21 protein-coding genes are annotated in these 23,409 nt (G+C 46.3%); 12 read left to right on the top strand and 9 right to left on the bottom strand.

Translation table 11 applies throughout. The features are described 5' to 3' along the window. Window positions 1-600 precede the first annotated feature (600 nt). Both MKY42_RS27140 and MKY42_RS27135 read left to right on the top strand, forming a co-directional pair. The gene (locus MKY42_RS27140; protein ID WP_064635713.1) at window positions 601-957 is read left to right on the top strand and encodes an iron-sulfur cluster assembly accessory protein; all 357 of its coding nucleotides are present in this window, start codon (window positions 601-603) and stop codon (window positions 955-957) included. Between the two features lie 216 nt (window positions 958-1,173). Beyond that, a complete protein-coding gene (locus tag MKY42_RS27135; protein ID WP_090904519.1) occupies window positions 1,174-1,815 on the top strand; it encodes an NAD(P)-dependent oxidoreductase in 642 nt (213 codons plus the stop codon). A 95-nt stretch (window positions 1,816-1,910) separates the two neighbouring features. Here the strand turns inward: MKY42_RS27135 and MKY42_RS27130 are convergent, their stop codons facing one another. The 3 genes from MKY42_RS27130 to MKY42_RS27120 form a co-directional block, all read right to left on the bottom strand. Continuing rightward, a complete protein-coding gene (locus MKY42_RS27130; RefSeq protein ID WP_090904518.1) occupies window positions 1,911-2,420 on the bottom strand; it encodes a hypothetical protein in 510 nt (169 codons plus the stop codon). A gap of 477 nt (window positions 2,421-2,897) precedes the next feature. Continuing rightward, entirely contained in the window at window positions 2,898-3,878 is a 981-nt protein-coding gene (locus MKY42_RS27125) for a glycosyl hydrolase 53 family protein (protein WP_256222495.1), read from the bottom strand. Window positions 3,879-4,294: 416 nt separating this feature from the next. Continuing rightward, window positions 4,295-4,522 (bottom strand): hypothetical protein, encoded by a 228-nt coding sequence (locus tag MKY42_RS27120; protein WP_072735535.1) that lies wholly within the window; start codon window positions 4,520-4,522, stop codon window positions 4,295-4,297. 437 nt (window positions 4,523-4,959) lie between these two features. Here MKY42_RS27120 and ppk1 point away from each other — a divergent pair, with 437 nt between their 5' ends. Further along, the gene (ppk1, locus tag MKY42_RS27115; protein ID WP_090904516.1) at window positions 4,960-7,041 is read left to right on the top strand and encodes a polyphosphate kinase 1; all 2,082 of its coding nucleotides are present in this window, start codon (window positions 4,960-4,962) and stop codon (window positions 7,039-7,041) included. On the opposite strand, the gene MKY42_RS27110 is transcribed toward ppk1, so the two are convergent. Next, window positions 7,001-8,527, bottom strand: a complete 1,527-nt coding sequence (locus MKY42_RS27110) for a Ppx/GppA phosphatase family protein (protein WP_090904515.1) — start codon at window positions 8,525-8,527, stop codon at window positions 7,001-7,003. The genes ppk1 and MKY42_RS27110 overlap by 41 nt on opposite strands. Window positions 8,528-8,553: 26 nt before the next feature. Next, window positions 8,554-8,808 carry a hypothetical protein gene (locus MKY42_RS27105; protein ID WP_090904514.1) on the bottom strand — a complete coding sequence of 85 codons (255 nt, stop codon included), beginning with the start codon at window positions 8,806-8,808 and terminating at the stop codon, window positions 8,554-8,556. Between the two features lie 236 nt (window positions 8,809-9,044). Here MKY42_RS27105 and MKY42_RS27100 point away from each other — a divergent pair, with 236 nt between their 5' ends. After that, window positions 9,045-9,704 carry a YheC/YheD family protein gene (locus MKY42_RS27100; RefSeq protein ID WP_090904513.1) on the top strand — a complete coding sequence of 220 codons (660 nt, stop codon included), beginning with the start codon at window positions 9,045-9,047 and terminating at the stop codon, window positions 9,702-9,704. Between the two features lie 356 nt (window positions 9,705-10,060). Then, window positions 10,061-10,204, top strand: a complete 144-nt coding sequence (locus MKY42_RS27095) for a sporulation histidine kinase inhibitor Sda (RefSeq protein WP_017692430.1) — start codon at window positions 10,061-10,063, stop codon at window positions 10,202-10,204. 21 nt (window positions 10,205-10,225) lie between these two features. On the opposite strand, the gene MKY42_RS27090 is transcribed toward MKY42_RS27095, so the two are convergent. Both MKY42_RS27090 and MKY42_RS27085 read right to left on the bottom strand, forming a co-directional pair. Continuing rightward, the gene (locus MKY42_RS27090) at window positions 10,226-10,477 is read right to left on the bottom strand and encodes a hypothetical protein (RefSeq protein ID WP_143067092.1); all 252 of its coding nucleotides are present in this window, start codon (window positions 10,475-10,477) and stop codon (window positions 10,226-10,228) included. A gap of 84 nt (window positions 10,478-10,561) precedes the next feature. Further along, on the bottom strand, window positions 10,562-11,563 hold the full coding sequence (locus MKY42_RS27085) for an NAD(P)/FAD-dependent oxidoreductase (RefSeq protein WP_024632650.1): 1,002 nt from the start codon (window positions 11,561-11,563) through the stop codon (window positions 10,562-10,564). Between the two features lie 507 nt (window positions 11,564-12,070). Between MKY42_RS27085 and MKY42_RS27080 the strand changes: the two genes are divergently transcribed. Both MKY42_RS27080 and MKY42_RS27075 read left to right on the top strand, forming a co-directional pair. After that, window positions 12,071-13,264, top strand: a complete 1,194-nt coding sequence (locus tag MKY42_RS27080) for an NAD(P)/FAD-dependent oxidoreductase (protein WP_090904512.1) — start codon at window positions 12,071-12,073, stop codon at window positions 13,262-13,264. After that, entirely contained in the window at window positions 13,261-13,515 is a 255-nt protein-coding gene (locus MKY42_RS27075; RefSeq protein ID WP_024632648.1) for a hypothetical protein, read from the top strand. Before MKY42_RS27080 ends, MKY42_RS27075 begins: the two co-directional genes overlap by 4 nt. A 134-nt stretch (window positions 13,516-13,649) precedes the next feature. Here the strand turns inward: MKY42_RS27075 and hemQ are convergent, their stop codons facing one another. After that, window positions 13,650-14,396: a hydrogen peroxide-dependent heme synthase gene (gene hemQ, locus MKY42_RS27070; RefSeq protein ID WP_090904511.1), complete on the bottom strand. Its 747-nt coding sequence runs from the start codon at window positions 14,394-14,396 to the stop codon at window positions 13,650-13,652. A gap of 230 nt (window positions 14,397-14,626) precedes the next feature. Between hemQ and MKY42_RS27065 the strand changes: the two genes are divergently transcribed. From MKY42_RS27065 to MKY42_RS27050, 4 genes are all read left to right on the top strand, one after another. Further along, window positions 14,627-14,920, top strand: a complete 294-nt coding sequence (locus MKY42_RS27065; RefSeq protein WP_053783239.1) for a YuiB family protein — start codon at window positions 14,627-14,629, stop codon at window positions 14,918-14,920. A gap of 355 nt (window positions 14,921-15,275) precedes the next feature. Beyond that, complete coding sequence (locus MKY42_RS27060; protein ID WP_090904510.1) at window positions 15,276-16,811, top strand: helicase DnaB; 1,536 nt, start codon at window positions 15,276-15,278, stop codon at window positions 16,809-16,811. Between the two features lie 86 nt (window positions 16,812-16,897). Next, a complete protein-coding gene (locus MKY42_RS27055) occupies window positions 16,898-17,869 on the top strand; it encodes a YafY family protein (RefSeq protein ID WP_179263077.1) in 972 nt (323 codons plus the stop codon). Between the two features lie 115 nt (window positions 17,870-17,984). Further along, window positions 17,985-18,503, top strand: a complete 519-nt coding sequence (locus MKY42_RS27050) for a DinB family protein (protein WP_179263079.1) — start codon at window positions 17,985-17,987, stop codon at window positions 18,501-18,503. 106 nt (window positions 18,504-18,609) lie between these two features. Here the strand turns inward: MKY42_RS27050 and MKY42_RS27045 are convergent, their stop codons facing one another. Beyond that, window positions 18,610-21,366, bottom strand: coding sequence for an endo-beta-N-acetylglucosaminidase (locus tag MKY42_RS27045; protein WP_339846093.1), 2,757 nt, complete (start codon window positions 21,364-21,366; stop codon window positions 18,610-18,612). Between the two features lie 255 nt (window positions 21,367-21,621). Between MKY42_RS27045 and MKY42_RS27040 the strand changes: the two genes are divergently transcribed. Continuing rightward, the gene (locus MKY42_RS27040; protein ID WP_339853122.1) at window positions 21,622-23,409 is read left to right on the top strand and encodes a sensor histidine kinase; all 1,788 of its coding nucleotides are present in this window, start codon (window positions 21,622-21,624) and stop codon (window positions 23,407-23,409) included.

The raw sequence follows: 23,409 nt of genomic DNA, 5'->3' as shown, positions 1-23,409 counted from the left end.
GAGTTGTGTGTAGGACTTACTTACAGAACTACATAGAAAAGATGCGGTCATCTGCCGCTTCTTATTATGGACTAACTCTTATTTACCCGGTGCAGCCTTCGCTGCGTACGTAAAGCAAATTTTTCATCAAAATGAGTCTTGTGACTCTATATGCATTGGGGACTGCGAACAGTCTCGAAATGTGAAAAAAATTACAACTCTATATATGATCAACACTCGAATAAGTCATGACAAAATATCGACATTTCAAAGCGATCACCTACTCATTATAAACCTCGTGTCCCGGGGGTTCAATACACTGGGAAGAAAAAGGAGTTAAGGGGGAACGCGGAAACAGGCAAAGATGACTTGAGCCCCTTGACGGGGTGGAGTATAATTTAAAGAAGAGTTAACGAAAGTTTGTTCAAAAAGTACGCTTTTGATTACGAAGGATGCCTAGCGGCATCTCAGCGTCGAATATGGGATTCAGCCGAAATGTCCGTTGCTCACGTAGTTTTGCCTACGCTCCGCTACTCCATTTCTATCTTCATCCTATCTTCTTGGTACTGAAAAGCGCCCTTTTTGAACATGATTTTATATGAAAAAGGAGAGTGACCTGGCATGATTAGCATCAGCGAAACAGCTGCAGACAGATTGAAAGAAATGCTTGCACAGCAAGAGACACCTGGTATGTTCTTGCGTCTGGGCGTAGCACCGGGCGGTTGTACCGGATTTTCGTACGCCATGGGCTTTGACGATAAAGAGTCCGATGAGGACCTCTATATGGATATTCAGAATATGAAGGTTGTTGTAGAGAAGGAAAACCTGAAGTATTTGAATGGACTGGAAATTGATTTTGAAGAATCCGGTATGTCCGGCGGTTTCACCATTCATAACCCGAACGCAGTAGCAACTTGCGGCTGTGGTTCATCCTTCCGTACGAGAGAAGAAGCAGGCGTACCGGATAAAGATTGTTAATAGTTGTGAATCGCGACCTCTATAGCGGATTAGTCTTGTACTAATTACGTTATGGAGGTCTTTTTTTGCGTGGTGGTTTGGTATGTACTTTGGTTGTTCATATTAAGGGGGAACCTGGACGCTTTTTATAGAGAGGTGAAGTTGACAATTTATGTTGTAACTAATATAGTTACATTATGAAATTTAACAGAGCCTAATCACAAAGGAGAGATTATGATGAAGATTGGAATCATTGGCGCGACAGGCAAAGCAGGTAATTTGATTTTGAAAGAAGCGTTGGATAGAGGGCATGAAGTGACAGCAATCGTTCGTAATGCATCTAAGGTAGAAGATAAAAGTCTGAATGTACTTGAAAAGGATGTATTCGACCTCACGGCAGAGGATGCCAAATCATTCGACGTGATCGTTAATGCATTCGGTGCACCTGCCGGGAAAGAGAATCTGCATGTAGAGGCAGGACAAGCCTTGATTAACATTCTGAAAGAGGCGCCGAATACTCGTCTGATCGTTGTTGGTGGTGCAGGCAGTCTGTTCACGGATGAAACAAAAACATTGCGAGTAGTCGATTCTCCAGGATTCCCTGATGCATACAAAGCAACAGCAACCAACCAGGGTAAAAACTTGCAGGATCTGCAAGCTTCTTCAGGTATCCAGTGGACGTTCCTTAGCCCGGCGGGATTTTTTAATCCAGAGGGTGTACGCACAGGCAAATATCAATCGGGTAAAGATCAGATTCTGATGAACAGTGAAGGCAACAGCTACATCAGCTATGCTGACTATGCCATCGCTTTGATTGATGAGATCGAGAACCCGCAGCATCAGAACGAACGCTTTACGGTTGTAGGCGAAGTGAAGTAATTGAATTGAACTGAAAGATGAAAAATGGACGCCAATCATAATGATGATTAGCGTCCATTTTTTCTTATGAAGTTGTAGTTCAATAATTTTCGAAGCTAGTGAGGTGTAACATCATCTATATTTGGATTTGCTATCAATTCTACGGACTCTGCCGACTCGATACTTTCAACACCTTCTACAACCTCAACGAGTCCTACAGCCAATGTAGTGACTGCGGCAGCGGCAATTAGATTCTTGGCCCCGAGCTTTACTCTCTCCATATCCTCGTCTTTCATGCCAACAACCACATCTTTGCCACCGTTATACACATACTTAGCTGATAAAACTACGCCTTTAGCTGTATTAGAAACAGCTCCTCCAATATCGGCAAGTCCCGCATCTAACGTTGTATTGTCTTTTCTGATCACACCACTCGCCATATCATATGTACCGCTAGCAAGTTGTCCTACCGTTTTCCCTGTATTAATCGTAGCTTTTTCTACACCATTACCAATTTTTTTAATGAATGGACTCCCAGTAAGTTCTCCGGCCACTCGTACGGTGCCGCCAAGTACTTTTCCGGTAACTTCTCCAGCAAACTGACCCAATTCTTTTAAAAATCCCATATATTCCCCACCTTTGAAATAAGGTTGCACATGTGCTGTCTGAATCTTTTATCTTAATTATATAAGTATATGAGCGATAAGACTATTTACGTTCAGATTCATCAAGCGTTCCTAGTTAACAGAAACCAATCCAACGAATTCGATCTAACCTATCTAGCCGAACTGAACTAGCTTAACGCAACTACCCATACAAACTCACTACAACTATCAAAAAAAGGCGCTACTCCCCAACGGAAGTAGCGCTTTTTCTTTTTACTACCCCAAATTCCTACTTAACACATTTTAGAAGTGTCTCATAAGCAGCCAACGTAGTGAAGGGAACGGAATCGATTCTGAAGAAGCGGTAGCGTTCGCCTTTATCCCCGGATTTTGTCCTATGGAATAGGACATTCAAAAAATCGGGGGATAACAGTGATCGAAAGAACGATCCGTAACCGTAACGGCCACCTGCTGCTCACCAGTCACTTATTCCCGTGTTTAGTCGATAAATCCTTCCATTACTGCCGTTGGCATCATATTCGACTGCCATGCGCCTTTGCCGTACCCGCCGTTATAACCTGGTGTAGCCTGAGGCTCCCAGTAGAATACACCTTTACCTTTGCCATTAGGCAGGTTGCGGATTTGGTTTTTCATCGACGCAACGAAGCTTTTGCCTGCCGCTGCCTGATTATTATCCATGCCTATTTCAGAAACGATAATTTCCTTACCATACCGGTTGATCAGATCCTTGGCGTTGTTCACAGCATTGGTGACAGCGGTGTTCCAGCCGGAAGCGGAAGGATAGAGGGACATGGCAATCATGTCAAAGTTGGCACCGTTATTGATCAGTCCACCGATATTCCATACAAAGAGGGCATTATCATCTCCGCCCGCCAAGTGAACGATTGTTTTGGTGTTGGTGCTGATGGACTTCACGGCATTGTGGCCCGTGTTCACCAGCCATGCATAATTTTTCATGTTGGTGGATGCTTTTCCGTCTTCCCATAACATACCGTTGCTTGTTTCGTTACCGATTTGTACCCAGTCCGGGGTTACACCTTTGCTCTGCATGGCCATCATAACTTCACGCGTGTGATTCCATACAGCGTCCATCAGCTGCTGGAACGTGTAGTTTTTCCAGGCCGCAGGTTTCGTTTGTTGACCCGGGTCAGCCCAGGAATCGCTGTAGTGCAGGGTCAGCATGACACTCATGCCTGCATTTTTGGCACGCAGGGCCAGAGCAGCTGCACGATCTTTGTTCATGTAACCGTTTCCATAATCATTCGAAGGATTAACAAAGACACGAATACGAACGGAATTGATCTGGTAATCATTTTTCAAAATATCAATAATATCACGCTGCACGCCGTTTTTGTCTTTCCATTTGTAGCCTTGCGCTTCCATCCCGGGCACCCAACTGATATCGGCTCCTTTGGCGAAGCTCGGTGCTGCACTGGCATGCTGACCTGCGGGCAGCATAATGGAGGTGAATAACAAAACAAAGACCAGAGCGATGGATGTTTTGAAACCCCTTACATTTTTGAACATTACAATATGCCTCCTCGAATATGGGTTGAGTTGCAACCTAATTATAGCGAGTATTGTTTGCTCAGCTACAGGGTTCATTTCCAATATTTTGGTTGTTTTTTCAACCTCTCCCGAAAAAAGACAAAACAAAAAGCCGTCCGAAGACGGCTTTTCTACCCGTGGCGCTTTTTGAAACCTTGATCCGTATCCCGCGCCTCCACCAGAATCAGTTTATTTTGAGCTAGTGGATCGGGTAAGGGACACGTTCAACATGTGATTAGATATGTTGACGCACCTCCTTTCCTTGTGGCAAGAGTATACAACACTCTTTTCCGGAAAGCTAGTCTTTTTTTTATATTTACGCAAAATTATTTTTCGGTTTGGAACATCGTGATATCCCGGTCATAATGGCTCTTCGTACCGTTATCGTTGCGAATTCTCACGCTGTCTTCGCTGATCTGCTCTACGATGCCACGACCCACTTCACAATATACGCCAGCCGGATCTTCCTGCCATGCAGTTACTGTGCATTGGGATAGTGCAGCTGTGAAAAACTCTATATTTTTTTGTAACGTTCTAGGTTTGTTCGATTTCATTATATACTCCTTTAACAAAAACAATTTTAGAATGTGGACAGTAACCGGACATTTTACACTGTAGATCACTTTACTCTGTCTCCTGCTCTTTGTAAAGGGATGGAAAAAGTTATCGGCATGAGGTATCATTTACATAAATTTTACATAGCGTTTACACTACGCTGACGCTTGTAGCCAATCACGAATAGTACAATTATATTAGCATCTATAAAAAATTGAACTAAACATTTACACGAGAACGGAGAGGACAGAAAAAACCTGTAGAAGCAAAGCGTTCGCCTTTATCCCCGGATTTTCTCCATTGAAAAAGGAAATAAAAAAATCTGGGGATAACAGCGATCGGAAGGTTGTTCTGTCATCGGAGTGGAAAGTGTAAATACTCTTTAGTTCAATTTATCTAACCAAGAATAGATATGTAACAAATTCGGAGGCCATACATGCATAGAGATGTCAAAACAGGTAACTACGTTAACCGTGATTTAAGTTGGGTGGAATTCAATCGTCGTGTGCTCCAGGAGGCTCAAGATCCAACGACACCTCTGCTGGAACGCATGAGGTTTCTTGGTATTGTTGCCAGTAATCTGGACGAGTTCGTAAGTGTAAGGGTAGCGGAGACGAAAGAGAAGATCAAGGCTGGATTTACGCAAAAGGATTTTACGGGCTACACCCCTTCCGGGTTGTACCGCAGATTGATTAAACGAACGGGGACCATGGTCGCCGAGCAATATAAAACCTATCGGGAGCTCATTCGTCTTCTCGCCAAGAAAGGCGTGCATTTTCAGGAATATACCGATCTGAATATGACGCAACAGCGAGCAATGGACCAGTATTTTCATGATATCATTTTTCCGGTATTAACACCGATGGCGATCGATTCGAGCCGGCCATTCCCACTGGTACACAATAAGTCTGTATATCTTTCCGTGATGCTGCAGAAGGAAGAAGAGCAGGAGGGCGAGCCATTTTTGGCTATTGTTCAGGTTCCCTCTAATCTGCCGCGCGTGGTTCAGGTGCCTTTAAGGGCGAATAGTAAAAAGAAAACGTTCATTTTGATCGAAGATCTCATCAAACATCATATTCATACCTTATTCAGCGGATATGTGCCGCTGGCTGTTCAGGAATTCAGGGTGACCCGCAATGCGGATCTTTCCATTAATGAAGAAGAAGCCGAGGATTTACTTGAGGCGATCGAGAAGGAGCTGCGGCGCAGACGCCGGGGAGCACCAGTACGACTGGAAATTTGCAAGGATTTTCGCCCGGATGCGTTGCTGGAGCTGCAGGAAGAGTTCGATATTCAAGACCCTGTGTACGAGATCGATGGACCGCTGGATTTGAGCTTTCTGGCCGGGTTTGTAGATAGTTTGGATGGCTTCTCTCATCTGAAATATAGTCCGGTGCAGCCTGTGTATCCACTGGAGTTTCTTCCTCGGGAAAGTCACTTCGAACTGCTGCGTAAACGGGACGTGCTCGTGCATCATCCATACGAATCGTTCGAACCGGTAACGGACTTTATTGTGGAAGCTTCGGAAGATCCACGCGTGATGGCGATCAAAATGACGTTATATCGGGTGAATGGGGATTCCCGTCTGATCCCTGCACTGGCTCATGCAGCCGAGAGCGGCAAACAGGTAACGGTTGTTGTTGAATTAAAAGCCAGATTTGATGAAGAGCGGAATATTGCATGGGCCCGCACGCTGGAGAAGGCAGGTTGTCATGTCGTATATGGATTGGTCGGCTTAAAGACCCATGCCAAGATTATTCTCGTCGTACGCAGGGAACAGAGTGGTCTGAGAAGGTACGTGCATGTTGGAACAGGTAACTATAATGAAAGTACAGCCAAAGTGTACACCGATGTAGGACTGTTTACCTCCAATCCCATCATTGGTGAGGACGCATCGGAATTGTTTAATGAGATTACCGGATATTCAGGACCCAAAGCGTTGCAGGCATTCCGCGTCGCCCCTGACGGCATGAAGGATGAACTGTTCGCGCTCATTCGTCGGGAAAGGGAACATGCCTTCAAGGGAAGACCGTCCAGAATTATTGCCAAAATCAATTCCTTATCCCATCAGGATATCATTGATGAATTGTATCTGGCATCTCAAGCTGGAGTGCAGATCGATCTGATCGTGCGCGGTGTATGCTGCTTGCGTCCGGGGGTAGAGGGACTTAGTGAGAATATTCGGGTGATCAGCATCGTGGATCGGTTTCTGGAACACTCCAGACTGTTTTATTTTGAAAATAGCGGGAACCCGGATGTGTATCTGTCCAGCGCAGACTGGATGACCCGGAATTTGAAGCGAAGAATAGAACTGATGTGTCCCGTGTTTGATCCGGAGCTGAAAAAGATGCTGGTCGACATATTGAATCTGTCGCTCATGGATAATGTGAAGGCCAGAGAGCTCATGCCTGGCGGCAATTATGTTTTTGTACAAAATGAAAAGCCCCCGCTGAGAAGTCAGACGGAGGCGATGGGCATTATCCCTTGGAAGCCTGCTGAATGGAGTGCGTTAACGTAACTCCCCAAGCTTCCTGTAAATCCTTGACGGCATCGTCAAGGCCACTGAGTTCCAGTAACGGCTCGGCTGTACAGATGAATTGCATCTGCAGCGAGTCGTTTTCTTTTGTTGCCTTTATAGCGGTAATACTTTCAGAACGATTAATCGCTTCAGTCACGCGCAGCAGAGAGCCTAAGCGATGGGCATGCCGTTCGTCCGAATCCTTGAGAATGTCCCTGTGCTTATGCAGCAGCTGGGGCGTTCTTTTTTTGGGATGATAATCGGCTGCAATGGCACTCAGGATGGTCTCCCGGTGAGATAGTCCGTAGATGCTTGCATTCATGATCCAATAGGCCGAGTGCTGGGGATACCGGAAGTAGTTAATCTGTTTTCCAGCCATGTGCAGCATGGAGACCGTGTACAGAATCCGGGCATCTGCTGGATCGGGAGCACTACCTTGCAGGGCAGTATACAGGGTGAGCGCATCATGGTGAATCCGATTCAGGCGTTTCTCCGGAATGGGTGGGCCAAAATGAATGAAGTTGCGAATGCTGTCCCGCAGCGCATCTGGCACGACCGGCTTACCTTCAGCCAGGAGATCCCTTAGCAAACCATCCCGTAATCCCGCTCCGCTCACGACATAACGATCCCCCTGGATGATTCGGAAGACCGTCCGCAATATGAGTACACCTGGAACAATAATGTCGGCACGATCCTTAGCCAGTCCGGGTACTTTCTTGCGCTGTGCCGAGGTTAGATGTGGCAAAGAACGAGCAATATTTTCCATCTCTTCTGCACCGATTTCATAATGATGCGTAACCGGTAATGAGTATTGCGTTCTCTTCTGCTCAATTTTGGCCAGTGTACGCATGGTGCCCCCAAGTCCAATAAGAGGTAGTCCGGGATGTTGTCTGATCCAATCCAGACCGCTCAATGCCTGTATAACTTCATTACATAGCGCAGCCGCATTTGCTTCAGTCCACTGATCTTCCCCACCATAACGGGCATGTGAGTTAACCGCACCGATAGGCAGAGAGATGCTGTGCAGTCTTGTTCGATTACGGAATACAGTGATCTCGGTACTGCCGCCGCCAATATCCACGACATAACCATCCGCGAGATCAATCGATTGGGTGACACCAAGGAAACCGTAATAGGCTTCCTGATCACCGGATACACATTCGATAGTAAGTCCCGTTTCAGCTTCCAACCAACCTATAATTTCTGGAGCATTGCCTGCATTCCGAATGGCAGCCGTCGCTGCAGCGCGGATAAGCTTGGTTTGATAAGCTTCGCAAGTAGCCCTGAATTGTCGCAAAATCGTAATGGCCTTGTCCAGTGAATGTCGCAGGATGGTTCCGTCTTGTTCAACCACATTGCTTAGACGAGCGGCATATTTGTCTTCATGAATGATACGGTAGGCTCCATCCTGATCGAGTTCATAAATAACCAGACGAATGGAATTGGAGCCGATATCGATAATTCCGAGTATTTCGTTATGTGTCATAAGAATCTCCTTCTACAGAGGTTAATCTACCCGATTTTCAGCAAGGCAGCCATGGCTTCCGGTGAACCCGGAGGCGTCGAGGAGAAGGGCGTGGTCAGCATGACCACAATGATGAAGACGATAAAACAAGCAAACAGAATACAACTTACAGCAAAACCGCGATTGCTTTTCTTCATAAACAGTCGAATACCTGTAACGAATAGAAGTACCGTAATGGCTACCAGAACGATAGAAATTGCAAAATAGGCTACGCCGTACAGTGATTTAAAAAATGATTCCATGTCTTCTGAACGCTCCTTAGATCCTCATATTTAAGCCTCTCCAAACCATTCCTTAGTAGCATACGATAGATTGATGCGTTTGAAAAGCAAACCAGGCGCCTGTTCCGGCCTTGAACCAAGCTGATGGACTATATCAACGGAAAAGGGGCCCCAGCCTTGGACAGACATCCAAGAAAGCACGGCTTCTGTTGAGTATGTATAAGGAAGGACTATTGTTCACGAAAGGAGATCAACCCATGTCGAGACAGCTTGCAAGCAAATGGCTGAAGACAGCGGCGCTGTTGAAATACCCGGTAGCTGCTGTCCACATTCCACAGACGAAGGCGTTCAACTCGGGGAATCTGCTAAACATGCTTAGTCATCATGGAATGGTGTATATCAAACCTGTTGTCGGTGGTGGTGGTTACGGTGTCATTAGAGTATCAGCAAGCGGAGGAACCTATCGGTACACCCATATGAAAATAACCCGTTCTTTTACTCAGTTTAATCAGATGTACCGCTCCCTAATCCGTGTAAAAGCCAGACGGAGATACCTGATTCAGCAAGGCATTCATTTGGCGACCATTCAAGGCAGACCTGTCGATTACAGAGTCAAAGTCGTCAAGACGGAAAGAGGCTGGGTATTCCGTTCTATGGTGGGACGGCTCGCTCGTCCAGGGCTGGTCGTGACCAATCTTAGCAAAGGAGGAACGATGCTGTCCGGTAGGAGAGCGCTCGCTCTGTCCCTACCTCATATTTCAGGAAAACATAAACGTCGCGAGATGCGTTCACTGACACTCACCTGTACGAATATCATGGAACGTCAGTTCCCGGGTGTGGGGCAGCTTGGTTTCGATTATGGACTGGATTATTCAGGGAAAATATGGATTTTGGAAGTGAACACCAGACCGCAATGAAAATGGTTCAAAAATCTAAAAAAATCCAAAGAAAATCCGATACTAATATAGTAGGAAACTAGAATGAAAAACGTTTGAATTTTAACAATTAAGGGTAATTTACTCGCATCAACTCTTGAAACTATGAATTTATTCTAAAAAAAATGCTCTGATAATCGTTCTGTTCGATAGGCTGCGGTCCTGTGTATAAATACTGTCCACACTATCCACGTTGATCAATCAACATTTTTACCATTTATCAACAAACTATACACAGGATTTCCACATGACATTGTGGATAACAAGAACGCTTGTTCTCTTTATAAATCTCTGATATGATAGTTTTGAGGAAAAAAAAGGAAAGGTTGTGGCGGGAAATGGCTATGTTATCCGATGAGATGTTGTTGGATTCCTACCATAAGGCGATTGAGTTGAATCTCGAACGAGATTTCATCGCACTGCTGTTGGCAGAAATCCATAAGCGCAAACTGGGTACCGACGTATCTGCCATTCTTCACTAGAGATCCTCATTGCAGGCAATGTTACAGGTTTCCGGACATGTCCCATAGATTGACAGGCCATAGCGTGCTTGTCTGACATTGGTGACAGTACATCATATGATTGCAAACGTTTTCGGCTTCGTCTGCCATGTCAGAGGAAGTGTGAATGACGTAGGGGCTGTACGGTCCGGTGTAATCGTCCAATTTGCCGCATTCTGACAGTCCCTGAAGGCAGTGGGGACAAGCCTGCTCCGGTACAACCAGACCGTTACACAGCGGGCATATATAAGACAAGGGTATCCCTCCTGATATTGAATTCATTCAGGAGTAAGATACCCTTTTTTGTGTCTTTTATGTTCTATATCATTCCATAAGGAATTAGCGCTTCATGTTACTGCTGTGTCCCGGGGACAACTTGGCGTCTGGGTCGAAGTAAACCTTGGCATTGTTAACTGCGGTTGGTGCTTCACCAAATCCGACAGCAATCAGCTTCAGCTTGCCTGGATAAGTTGTAATATCTCCGGCAGCATAGATACCCGGAATGGAAGTTTCCATGCGGGAATCGACTACGATGGAATTGCTATCAATTTCGATGCCCCATTCTGCGATAGGTCCCAGGGAAGAGACAAAGCCGAAATTGACGATTACATCATCGACTTCAATTTCCTGTGTTTCCTTCGTTTTGACGTGAGCCAAAGTAACCTTGGTAATGCTGTCTTCACCGTGAAGTTCCGTAATTTCGGTAGGTGTAACGATGTTTACCTTGGAATTCATCAGGTTTTCGACACTGTGCTCATGCGCGCGGAATTTGTCGCGGCGATGGATCAGGGTTACTTGCTCAGCGATCGGCTCGAGCATAAGCGCCCAGTCTACAGCGGAGTCACCGCCACCGCTGATCAGTACTTTTTTGCCGGCAAAGGCGTTCAGGTCACTGATGAAGTAGTGCAGATTGGTTTTTTCGAATTTGGCCGCACCCTCAAGCTCCAGACGACGGGGTTCAAATGCACCCACACCTGCAGTGATAATTACGGCTTTGGCGTGATATTCATTCACATCAGTTTTAACGACGAAGTGACGTTCTTCTAATTTCTCAACCGATACAACCTTTTCCTCAAGACGGATGTTCGGGTTAAAATGGCTCATTTGCTCCACCAGATTATTCACCAGCTCCTGAGCAGTAACTTTTGGGAACCCGGCTACATCATAGATGAATTTTTCGGGATAGAGGGCGGCAAGTTGTCCACCAAGTTGTGGCATACTTTCAACCAGCGTAACAGATGCCTGACGCATCCCTCCGTAAAACGCGGCGAACAGACCCGCAGGGCCGCCACCAATAATAAGTAAATCGGTCATGTCATGACCGGCAGTTTGTGCAGTCAAGAATCAACAACACCTTTCTTATTTTAATAGGTAGGTAACAGAAATAATAAAGCCGGGTACGTATCGTAACCAGCGTTTGTTGCTGAACTGTCTTTTTCATTATAAACGGTGTAAACTGGGTTGCAAAGTTGGCAGTTTGATGAATGTGGGAACAATAGATGAAGATCAGGTGAGAATAGGATGAAATTGGAAATGAAAGGTTATGAAAAATAACAAAAAAAACCTTGATCTTTGCCAGAAATACAGATATCCTTGACCTGTACTATGTGTTTTTTTGTCTAATTTAGCCTCAATTTGTAATGTGAAGACAATACCCGCGTTTTGTTGAATCTTGTGTATAATTTCACAATTTTAATCGATAACTTGCATGCAAAAAGTTCAAATAAATTCGCGAAGTTAACATTTGTCGTCATAATGGATAAGACCTCATCAATATGGGTAAATAAGAGCCTATTTACAACAAAACAATCGAATGGCTGATGCAATGAAACCGGAAGGGGTATAGACATGAGCAGTATTCCCAAAATCGTCATCCTCGGCGCGGGCTATGGCGGGATTCTGACAGCCCAGCGGCTGCAGAAGGAATTGAACTATAACGAGGCCGATGTCACATTGGTGAACCGGCATGATTATCATTATATCACTACACATCTACATATGCCGGCTGCCGGCACAGATACCATTGAACATGCAAGGGTCCCGATTTCGAAGCTGATTGACGAGTTCAAGATTGATCTGGTCAAATCTTCGGTGAAGGAGATCCGCCTGCAGGATCGGAAGATTATTCTGGAGGATGGCACGTTATCTTATGATTATCTGATTATTGGATTGGGTGGAGAACCGGAGACCTTCGGTATTCCAGGCATGCTCGATCATGCCATGACAATTCGCAGCATTAACTCGGTCAGAATGATTCGCGAGCATATCGAATATCAGTTTGCCATGTACAAAAACGATAATAAACGTAACCGCATTCGTTTTGTTGTGGGTGGGGCTGGTTTCAGTGGTGTCGAATTCGTGGCTGAACTTGCGGATCGCATTCCTCAGCTATGCAAGGAATTCGACGTGAATCCCAAAAATGTGCACATCTATAATGTGGAAGCAGCGCCTTCAGCTCTGCCGGGCTTTGATCCGGAACTGGTTGAGCATGCAATGAACGTGCTGAAGAAAAAAGGTGTTACTTTCAAAATCGGTGTTCCGATCAAGCAATGTCTGCCAGACGGAGTCATTGTGGGCGAAGGAGAAAAAATCGATGCAGCAACGGTCGTATGGACCGGCGGTATTCGGGGAAATGCCCTGCTTGAGCAGGCAGGCCTTGAAGTGATGCGTGGACGGGTGAAGGTTGATGAATTCCTTCGTGCCCCAGGGCATGAGCATGTCTATGTCATCGGTGACAATTCACTGGTGTTCAACAACGAAGGGCGCCCATATCCACCTACAGCTCAGATCGCGATGCAGCAAGGTGTTAACTGCGCCAAAAACGTTGTCGCTGCCATCCGTAAAAAGCAGCCACAGCCTTTTGTGTTTACAAGTAAAGGTACAGTTGCGTCACTGGGGAAAGGCGAAGCTATCGCTGTCGTAGGCGGCAAGAAATACAAGGGATGGAAGGCGGCTCAGCTGAAAAAGCTGGTGGATCTCCGGTACTTGTTTATCATCGGTGGCATTCCCTTGGTACTGAAGAAAGGGCGGTTTTTTGGATGAGACATTGCAGTGTTCAGGTCAGAGGACTACTCACACGCGAAGAACTGGATCGGTACAACGCCCTGATGCAGGTTGGCGGTTATCTGGAGGAACAGGATCAGTATGATCTGGCTTATATCGTTCAGAAGGAAGTTGATATTCTCATTTTGCCTGCTATTGAGCGGCTTAAGGAGAAGGGACGTGACCGTGACCGGGCAACAGCTGAGTTTTTGGAGTCTCTGAAAGCGGTTGATGAAGAGGATCAGGATTAAGCAATCACGTTTATTCAAAAGAACCCGAGTCATCCATTTATGATTGAACATTTCATATTCATTCGAAAAAGTAAAAGCACCACTGACCCTATCCTTAATGGAGGTGTCGCGGTGCTTTTTGTGATTTATCCAATTTACAGCTTGAGCATATCTTCCAATGTTGCTTCGTTCAGCAGACTTCCCACATAGAACGAGCCGAATTCGCCATAACGGGCACTGACTTCGTCAAAGCGCATCTCGTAAACGAGCTTCTTGAACTGAAGTGCATCATCCGCAAACAACGTAACGCCCCATTCCCAGTCATCGAAACCAACGGAACCGGTAATGATTTGTTTCACTTTGCCAGCGTAACTGCGGCCAATCATGCCGTGGCTGCGCATCATCGTACGGCGTTCGTCCATCGACAGCATGTACCAGTTATCGTTCAGCTCACGTTTTTTGTTCATTGGGTAGAAGCAGATATATTGCCGCTGTGGCAGGACCGGTTTGAGACGAGCGATGATTTCCGGGTTCTGCATAGGGTCTTCGCCCTCTTTGCCAAGATAATTGCTCAGTTCCACTACACTGACATAAGAATATGATTTGGTGGTGTATTGGGCAAACATCGTTTTGTTGAACGCGTTCTCAACAGCCTTCAGATCTTCCAGCGTTTCACGCAAGTGCATCATGACAAGGTCAGCCTTCTGTCCCACAACGGTATATACGACAGTGCTTCCTTTGGATGAATCCTCTACTGCTTTCCATTCCTTCCAGAACGCCTGAAGCTCGTCCAGGGCTACGGCGCGTTCCTCATCATCGGCTGCTTTCCAGGCGGCCCAGTTAATCGAGCGGAAGTCATGCAGGGCGTACCAGCCCTCCAATGTTGATGCGGCTTCGTTCATTGAATTGATTCCTCCTGCAGGTTATATTTCCAAATCCCGGTAAGGGACGGTTGAGTACTTTATCGTCTTCATTGTATCCCAACAGGAAGCAGAAGGGCAAATGAAGAGAAGGTGAATATAGGGAAATTTGTCCAGAAAGTTCGTTGCTTCGCCACATTTTTTGCGGTACACTATCTACTATCCGTAGTAAGAGAAACCGATTCAGTGAAAGAAGAGGTGAACGTCACCCGATGCAGTTTATACCTGTGCTGGTATTGATGGTGTTATTTTTCGTTATGATGTTTGGTATCGGTTTCATTCTGAATATGCTGATGAAGACAACCTGGTTTCCTTCCTATCTGTTCATTATTGTCATTCTGCCTGTCGTCGTGTATTCCTTATGGGATCATACGGCATCGCTGATGTCGCATCTGGGTTCTTTCCATATTGTAGACTATATGACGGGCGTAGCTGGACTTGCTGGAGCGGTCATCAGTGGCTGGGCCATTCGCAAACTTCGCCTGGGTGGGTACAAAATGTTTTAATCAGCTACCCAAATGGCAGCAAACGCTGTACTGCATTTTCCATAAAGGTCTTGCCTTTGTCGTAAACGCTTACGAGTGCAAAGGGAAGGCTTTTTGGCATGCATCCCAAAAATGTGCATGATCATTCGGACATGTCTCATATATATGTGTATAACATTTTCTCCATATGTTCACTTGTGTTCTATGGCTGTAGCTTTTATAGTAATCTAGCAACTCTACGAAAACGTGAATGCTGTCGACCTAGGACGAAACGGAGCGAGAACAGGTCCGTTTTTTACCTGTTTTTGAGCATTTGAGGATCGGACATTTATGATAGAATAGATAAACATACTTTTGGGGAGAAGGAGATCAAGCTATGCGCATGAAGAATTTGCACCATTATACTGAACATCATCGCTATTGCGTATACAGGGAGTTTGGACTTAGTGCCCTGGATGACCGCATGCTCACCGGAGCGTATCAGCCAATGGTAGGTGCCTTTGCGATAGGCTTGTATCGATTGCTGTTTCAGCATCTTCCCGGTGAACAGGTCGGTTACTCGCCGCTTGAACAGCAACGGAGGCTGTTCATGACGCTGGGACTTGAGCCCAGCGAGAAAGGGCGCAAGTATTTGGTGGAGCAGGCATCCAAGCTTGAAGCCGTTGGTTTGCTTCAGACTTCACGGCTGTATATTCCGGAAAATGACGACTACATTTATGAATATGAGCTGCAGCCTCCGCTCTCTCCGGCAGAATTTTTCCGTACACAGCATTTGACACTGCTGCTTCGTGACAAAATTGGCAAGTTCGCCGTACTCTCACTGCGTTCCGGTTTTTCGGCGATAGAGAGCGGTGATGCGCCTTACCCGGCAGCGAATAAAGAGAATATTTCCGTTCCTTTTTACGATATATTTGAATTGAATACGCATGTCATCGATTATGAACTGGAGCAGGCGTTGTCGGAAGTGTCGACTTCGGCTCAGCGCAGCGGGATCAATGGAGCAGTTGAAGAGAACAGTCTGAATTATGCCGACATTATATTGCGTTTTCCGCGTGAGTCGGTCAATCGCCGTCATGTGGAGCAATTGCGGTTCGATCACGAACAGCTCGGCATTGTGAATTATGTCGTGAACAAATTCAATCTCAGCGTACAGGATGTATGTCGTTTGCTGGATGAAGATGATATCTTTAACTCACAAGGCCAGCTTGTGCTGGATGACCTTCAACACAAGGCAAGCCTGCAGTTCAGACAGACCAAGAAGCGACATGAGCAGCAGACGGTACAGGCAGCGAAGGTTGTTGCTCTCAGACAGCATATGGAGGAGCCTGAACGGAAAGAGGATTCCGGTGAACCGCCTGTTGAACATGTGGTACAGATGGAATATTACGTCGAAGTGCCTCCGCAATTTTCGACCAAGTGTGATATTCATCAATATAATATGATGCTGCGTAATGAGCCCTACACACGATTGCTTCAGACGTTCTTCCCTGGTGCCGTGCCGGACAACCTGGTGGACATTTTTGAGAAGATCGACCTCAGCTACAAGCTGCCAGGTGAAGTAATCAATGTACTGATTCATTACTTGATGGCATTGCTTGTATCCGGCGGCGAGCAAAGAATTAACCGTAACTTCGTTGAGGCTATTGCCTCCAACATGCTGCTCAAGCAGGTGAATTCCTATGAGAAGGCGGTACAATACATTCGAGACCAAGCCAAGGTCAAAGGCAAACAGGCTGCTGGTGCAGCTGGAACCCGTTCCCGTACATACGGCAAAGGAACCAAAGCCAAACCCGAAATTCCGATTGTACAAGACATAGGTGCCGACGGCGATGCCGTATCCGAAGAAGAGTTCGAAGAGATGATGAGGTTTGCCCAGCAGATGCAAGCAAGCAAACAAAAGGGAACTTCATAACAATTCATAATATACACCTAAAAGGCGAGTCACCTAAATCAAAGGAGACTTGCCTTTTATTCTTTCAAAGAAAAGAGGGACTCCCGATGGCAAAATGGGATAACATGCTGTCCATGCTTTGGATGCTGAGATCCGGAAGAAAGCTCACCGCCGCTCAGATCGCGGACAGTTTGGAGATTAGCGTCCGCACTGTGTATCGATATATCGACGCATTATGCGCAAGTGGCGTGCCGGTCGTTGCGGAATCGGGCCATGATGGTGGTATTCATATTCTGGAAAATTTCAAGGAAACGCCATTGTTCTTTAACGCTGTAGAGTTGAAGGCGCTTGTGGATGCGTTTAAATTTGCCCAAGGTGCTGGCTATCCTTATGTGCAAGAGCTGGAGTACGCGCTGAAGAAGGTGGAGAATGGACTGCACGAGGAGCAGCGCCACGATCTGTCACGCAAGCAGAGCAGCTTGGACGTGGTCTCTTCAGCGCGTCCGCCTTCAGTCGTTCCGTTGTTGCGGGAGTTGGAACAAGCGACGAATGACGGGCGAACGGTCCGTATCTTCTATCGGAAAGCGAATGCGGAGCAGGCTTACGAACGTGAAGTCGATCCATATGGGCTAGCGTATGACCGAAACGAATGGTACGCTGTCGCGTTCTGCCATCGGTCGCAGGCAATGCGGACGTTTCGCGTCGAACGAATCGAACGACTGGAGACAACCGAAGTTAGGTTTGACAAGCCGGAGACTTTCTCTGCGTCCGCGTTTTTCTGTGAGCAGTCCAACCAGAGACGGGAGGCAGATGGACCGTTGACGGTAATCCGTATTGAGGGACAGCCTGACACGCTTAATGCGGTTTGCGGCCACTGGCATCTGCGCCACTATTTGACGGAACGAACCGATCGGGAGGCACGGTTTCTGATCGATGCTCCGACGATGAACAAGTACCTTCCGACATATCTCATGACCTTCGGCACGGGCATTCGCATCCGCGAACCACTGGAGTTGAAGCAGCGGATTCAGGAAATGGCATACGGTATCGCCAAACATTATGAAAACGATGCGGATTGAATTTCTGGATGGAAGTTCGCTGACAACAGCTGTCAGCGAACTTATTATACGATTGAGTCAATTCTAAGGAAGCCAAGCGCCAAACCATGCGAAGAAGGGAAAGGTGAATTTATCGATGCTTCAACAACCATACCGACTGTATGACTATCATGTTTGGGCAAACGATCGATTGTTTGCACACCTGGAGCAACTCCCGAAGGAAGTATTCCATGCGGAAGTGACGAGCGTGTTCCCATCCTTAGCACAAACATGTGCACATATGTACTTGTTTGAACAGCTCTATATGCTCGTGCTCGCGGAAGTTCCGAACGAGGAGATTTTCCCGAAAATCTCAGGCTGGACAGAGGAAGCACAGGGCAAAACCGTGAATGAGATGCGGGAGCTGTTTGGCAGCGTTGCCGAACGTTTCCGCGATTTACTACGGCATACGCCTGACCCGGACAAAAAAATGACAATCGAGCATCCGAAATACGGTAAAATGGAAACACGTTTTTCCGACATTCTACAGCATGTTGTCAACCACGGGACGTATCACCGGGGCAATGTGACCGCGATGTTGAGACAGCAAGGTTATAGCGGTGTGCCAACCGATTATATATTTTATTTGTTGGAACAGCAGAAAGTTCAAGGGTAGTGCCAAACATAAATTAGGCCCTTCCGACTTCCTGTAGGGAAGCGAAAGGGCTGGATTTTTCTATTGTTTTCTCGGCGCCTAGAAGTCGGTTTAACCTTGTGACCTTTTATCGCAGAATTGTCGTTGCTTTATTGCCGGCATAATCTTCGATAACGAGCTTCAGGGAGCTGGTGCTGGACGCAGGCGTGAATGTCAGTTCGCTCAGCTTCGTTCTGCCCCGAATGATATAAGGGAATTTCTGTGAAACGTAAGTTACTCCGAATTCGCGTGCCACCTCATTTTCATAGACATAGATTTTGTACCAATCCTCCAAATCAGGCAATGCGAGGGTGTACTTTCCATCCTTTACCGTCACCTTTTCCTTGGCATATGGTGTAATCTGAGTATCTGCCAGTTGTCCGGTCGTTGTGACTGGATTCTGTTTGCCAATGGCAATATCCAGGACGTAATGTTCACCATTGGTCGGAAGGCCTGTCAGAATGGCAGACTGTTTTCCTTTTTTGACCTGAAGTGTCTTGGTGAAAGGTTCCTTCGTGTACTCCGTTTGGAGTGTAAGCTGAATCGGATCTTTACCTTGGTTCTTCTTCGGGTTTTTCCAACGGACAATAGCATCGCCATTGTTCTTGAATTTCACATCAATGTCCTGAACAGCTGCATTCAGATCATAGGACAGGACGGTTGCTTCACTCTCGGTACCATCTGCGCCTACAGCACGAATGGACAGTTCGCCAGCGGGATGTTTGAGCGTTTTAATATAAAATGTGGAGTCATACACGCCGCCGACATAAGCGCCGTTCTCATACAGATTATATTGCTTAACCTTCGAATAGTCCTCGATATCCCATTCGACAACCAACTCATCGGTGTTGGTCAGTGCTTTGGTAATATGGAATCCCGTTGGAGCATTCGGTTTGGCGGCAGAACCGTCGGATATACGAATCTCACCAATGTTCATCTGATATTTTTCAATCGTAGTGCCGTTAGGGTCGAAGGATAGACCAAAAGCTGCAACAGTCTTCCCTTGGTATGCACTCAGATCGAGTGAAGTGGTCTTCCAGCCTGACGTGTGCTGACCTGAATTGGGCACTTTGACTTTGACCACTTTGGTCGGTTCATCCTCGAAGATCAGTCCGATATACATGGAGGAAGCGTCGTTGACAGACGGTTTGTTATAGGTGAGTTCCAGTTTGGATTGGGCGTTGATCGACAGATCCGTCTTGTACAGACGAAGGAAATTGTCCGCATTTAGACTTCCGTTCACGACAAGAGAACTGCCGCCAGTGAACGCACCAACGGAATCATACGTATAACGAGAACCTTTTTCATAGGTTGGACCATAGTCAAAGTCAACAGTGAGTTTGTCACCTTGACTATCCATCCACCACTGCCAGGTGACCGGGATATCCTGAATATTAATATTGGACCATTCGGTTGCATTGGAGACGGTTCCGCCCTCATAATATTTCAGACCGTGGCCTGTATTGAAGTTGGTCACAAAATTGGAGCCATGAATAACGGAGCGTTCGGTGAGGTAAGCGGCGATGCCGTCCCACTTTGCACCAGAAGCATATACATCGGACAGATCGACGGATGCCGTACGGCGTGCGTTGGTTGGGTCCTGATTCGGACCTGACCACCAAGCGCGGTCACGCACAAAGGTCATCCATTGGTACTCATCTTCGGCTCTATGATTCGTGCTGCCATCGCCCATTTCTTCATCCAGGGCATTGTGGGTAAAGTCAGCACCAAGCGTTGCAATACTGTTCATAGGCTGACCGTTCTCGTCCAGATTGTTACGCAGATCGTAGAGCTGCTTCCAACGACCAAACTGGTCATTTCCACCTTCGACACCGGCAAATACCGTTTCCAGTGGATCAAGACCCAAATCTAGGGCATGATCACGCGAATCTCGCAGCATGTCATGGTTCCACACGTAATTCAGGAAGATCGAATCGGAGACTCTGCCTAATGCAGAATCTTGCACAAAAGGACTGTTGAGTCCGTTAAACTGGTTTTGGTATTGAATTTTGCCCGTTGTATTGATGGTGGAGTCATACCACTGAACATATAGTCCTTCGTCTCTTAAATACTTCATGAATTTCTTGTAGGAAGCGATGTCTTCAGGCGCAACGCCTTTGGCAACCTCTTCCTGATTGAAGAAGTATCCGTCGTAATTATAATACTTTGCCATCTCGACCAGCTTTGCAGCGACAGGGAAATTCCCTTCTTCATCCTGCACAAGCATCTGCTTGTAGGTTTGTGGTCCACGATCATTGTCTGAGAAGAAGATGTTGGCGATGGAACGGACACCGTTTTTGTGTGCAGCATTGGTGTACGCTGGATTCGGAATGTTCAAAATGCCAAACTCAAAGTACTTTTCCGTCCATTCCTTATTGGGGTCATACAATTCCTCAGGCACGCCAGCAGAAGCCATACCATGCCAATAGCTGTAATAGTCTGTGTACTGCCAATAATTAAAGAGGTATTCGCTGAATTCATTGGTGTAAGGAGTGCTGCCAAAGAATGAATTGCCATAATCGCCACTCATCGTAAAGAGCTGGGTGTCCGGGCTGAGTTCGGGATAAGCCTGCGTGGCCGCAAAGGCATCGTTACGTGGCTGCAAAGGTACATGAGCACGAAGCAGATCACCATGGATATCACTTTCGGGTGTCCAATTCAGAATCTGGGCAGCGGTGTAGCCATGCTGGTAAGGCTGGTTTACTCCCTTGGCGCTATCACCTGTATAAGGGAGCGTGTCTCCGGCATAAACGGATGTGGCAATGACTTGTCCAAGTAGAGCCGAAGTGAGAACCATTGCGGTTACTTTGGGGATAAGGCCTTTGGGTTTGTGTTTGCGTGTCATGCTGTTCCTCCTTCAAGTCGAATAAGAAAGTAAGGTATTCTTTTACACAAAAATAAACTTATGGTTAACGATAGGGCATGAAAGCATTTTCAAATAGGGCGAAATTAAAGAAACACAGGTATAAACTAAAGAAAAGTTCCAGGTGACAAGTTAATGTCAGAAGGCAGATGATATACTTTAGACAGGAAAACAGCATCGGGGGGAACATGTGACTTGAGAATTGTTAGCGTTTACAAAAATTTCTTTAAAAATAATATGTTTATGAAGATGCTGTTCATCTTCTCCATGATTTCGATTGTAACGATTATTACCTTGTCCTATATCATTTTCCTGTCAGTGTCCGATGCCACGATTCGCCGAGAGCTGGCGATCCAGAAAGCGGCTATGGAGAGTGTTGACCGATATATTCATCAGCAGTATGAATCGGTGCAAAACATGGTGAGAGATATGCATCAGAATGAGGCCTTATCAGCCAATATCACCTACCTGATGAATCACACGTACGCCGAGTATGTACAGCATCTGACGAATGGCTATTATGCGAATCAGGATGATTATTCAGCTGATGTACTGAAACATTTTCAGAATATCATGGATCGCAATTCGGATATCAATCAAGTGATGTTATATAGTGCTGAGCGACAGGATCTGTCCAGCTTCAATCAACATAAGCAGTTCAGAAAGCTGAACACCAATGTGGCTCATTCCTATATTCCTGACGTGATGGCGATGGAGACACCGAATATCAGCGCACCAAACTATTGGATTCGTAAAGAAATTGATCAATGGGACCCTGCGCTGTATGCGATTCGTGTGCCTATTAACGATACACAGACCCTTCGAAATTTGGGTCAATTCCTTGTATTCTTTGACTCAGCAGGTATTGGCAACGCTTTGGATAGTTATGAAAGTAATCTCAAGGGAGAAATTGTGGTGCTGTCAGCCAAGGGTACGGTATTGTTCGATTCCAACAGTAACTATTACGGCAAGAAGTACCCGTATATCAATGTGGCCGATTCCCTGTTTGATCAGACGGATATGGATTCGATGAAAAAGGAGCGAAATATGTATGTGAACAAGTTTGTCTCGGCGGATCAGGGATATGTGGTCGTTGGCACGGTTCCTGTCGATGAGATGGCTGAGGCTTATGCGGGTACACGCAATACAATCGTTTCGATTAGCATCATATGTATCCTGTTTGCGGTGCTGGTTCCGGCGTTTTTCATCATTAATTTTGCCAAACGCACTCGCAGAATCATTCGTTTTACCCAAAGGGTGAAATACGGCAACCTGACAGCACGCATCGATGATGCCCGTGATGATGAGCTCGGACAGATCTCGCACAGTTTCAACGATATGCTGGATGAACTTAATCAATATATCGAACGCGTCTACAAAGCCGAGATCAAACAAAAGGAGACAGAGCTGGTCGCTCTCCAGGCACGGATTAATCCTCACTTTCTCTATAACACGCTGGAGGTCATCCGAATGAGGGCGATTTCGCAGGGGGCGAAGGATGTTGGCGAGATGATCTACAGTTTGTCCGTGTTATTCAAGAGCCTTGTTCAACAGAAGAAAAATTATACGCTCAAGGACGAGATGGAAGCTTGCCGTTTATATCTGGAATTGTTCCGAATCCGGTATAAGGATATTTTCATGTACACGATTCAGTTGGACCCTGCGCATAACCAGCATCCGGTGGTCAAGCTATCCCTGCAGCCGATTATTGAGAACTATGTGGTGCACGGCATTCAGACAGAACGTTCGGATAATCAATTAACAATCGTTGTTGAAGAACTGGGCGACGCTTTGCAGGTAGAGGTCAGAGATAACGGCAAAGGCATTGAGCCTGAGCGGCTGACTGAAATTGTAGAAGAACTGGAACGTCCGGAAGAGTCGGGTAAAATGTTCGGACTGCGCAGCGTTCACACTCGTTTGCGTTTTCTGTATGGACCGGAATTCGGCATCACGATAGAAAGTACACTCGGAGAAGGAACCCTGATCAGGGTACGTTATCCTCATACAGAAGGGACAGGTATTTAA

This window comes from Paenibacillus sp. FSL W7-1088, assembly GCF_037969855.1.
Classification (GTDB): domain Bacteria; phylum Bacillota; class Bacilli; order Paenibacillales; family Paenibacillaceae; genus Paenibacillus.
Note: the sequence above shows the minus strand (reverse complement) of the source record. Positions and strands in the feature narration are given on the sequence as shown.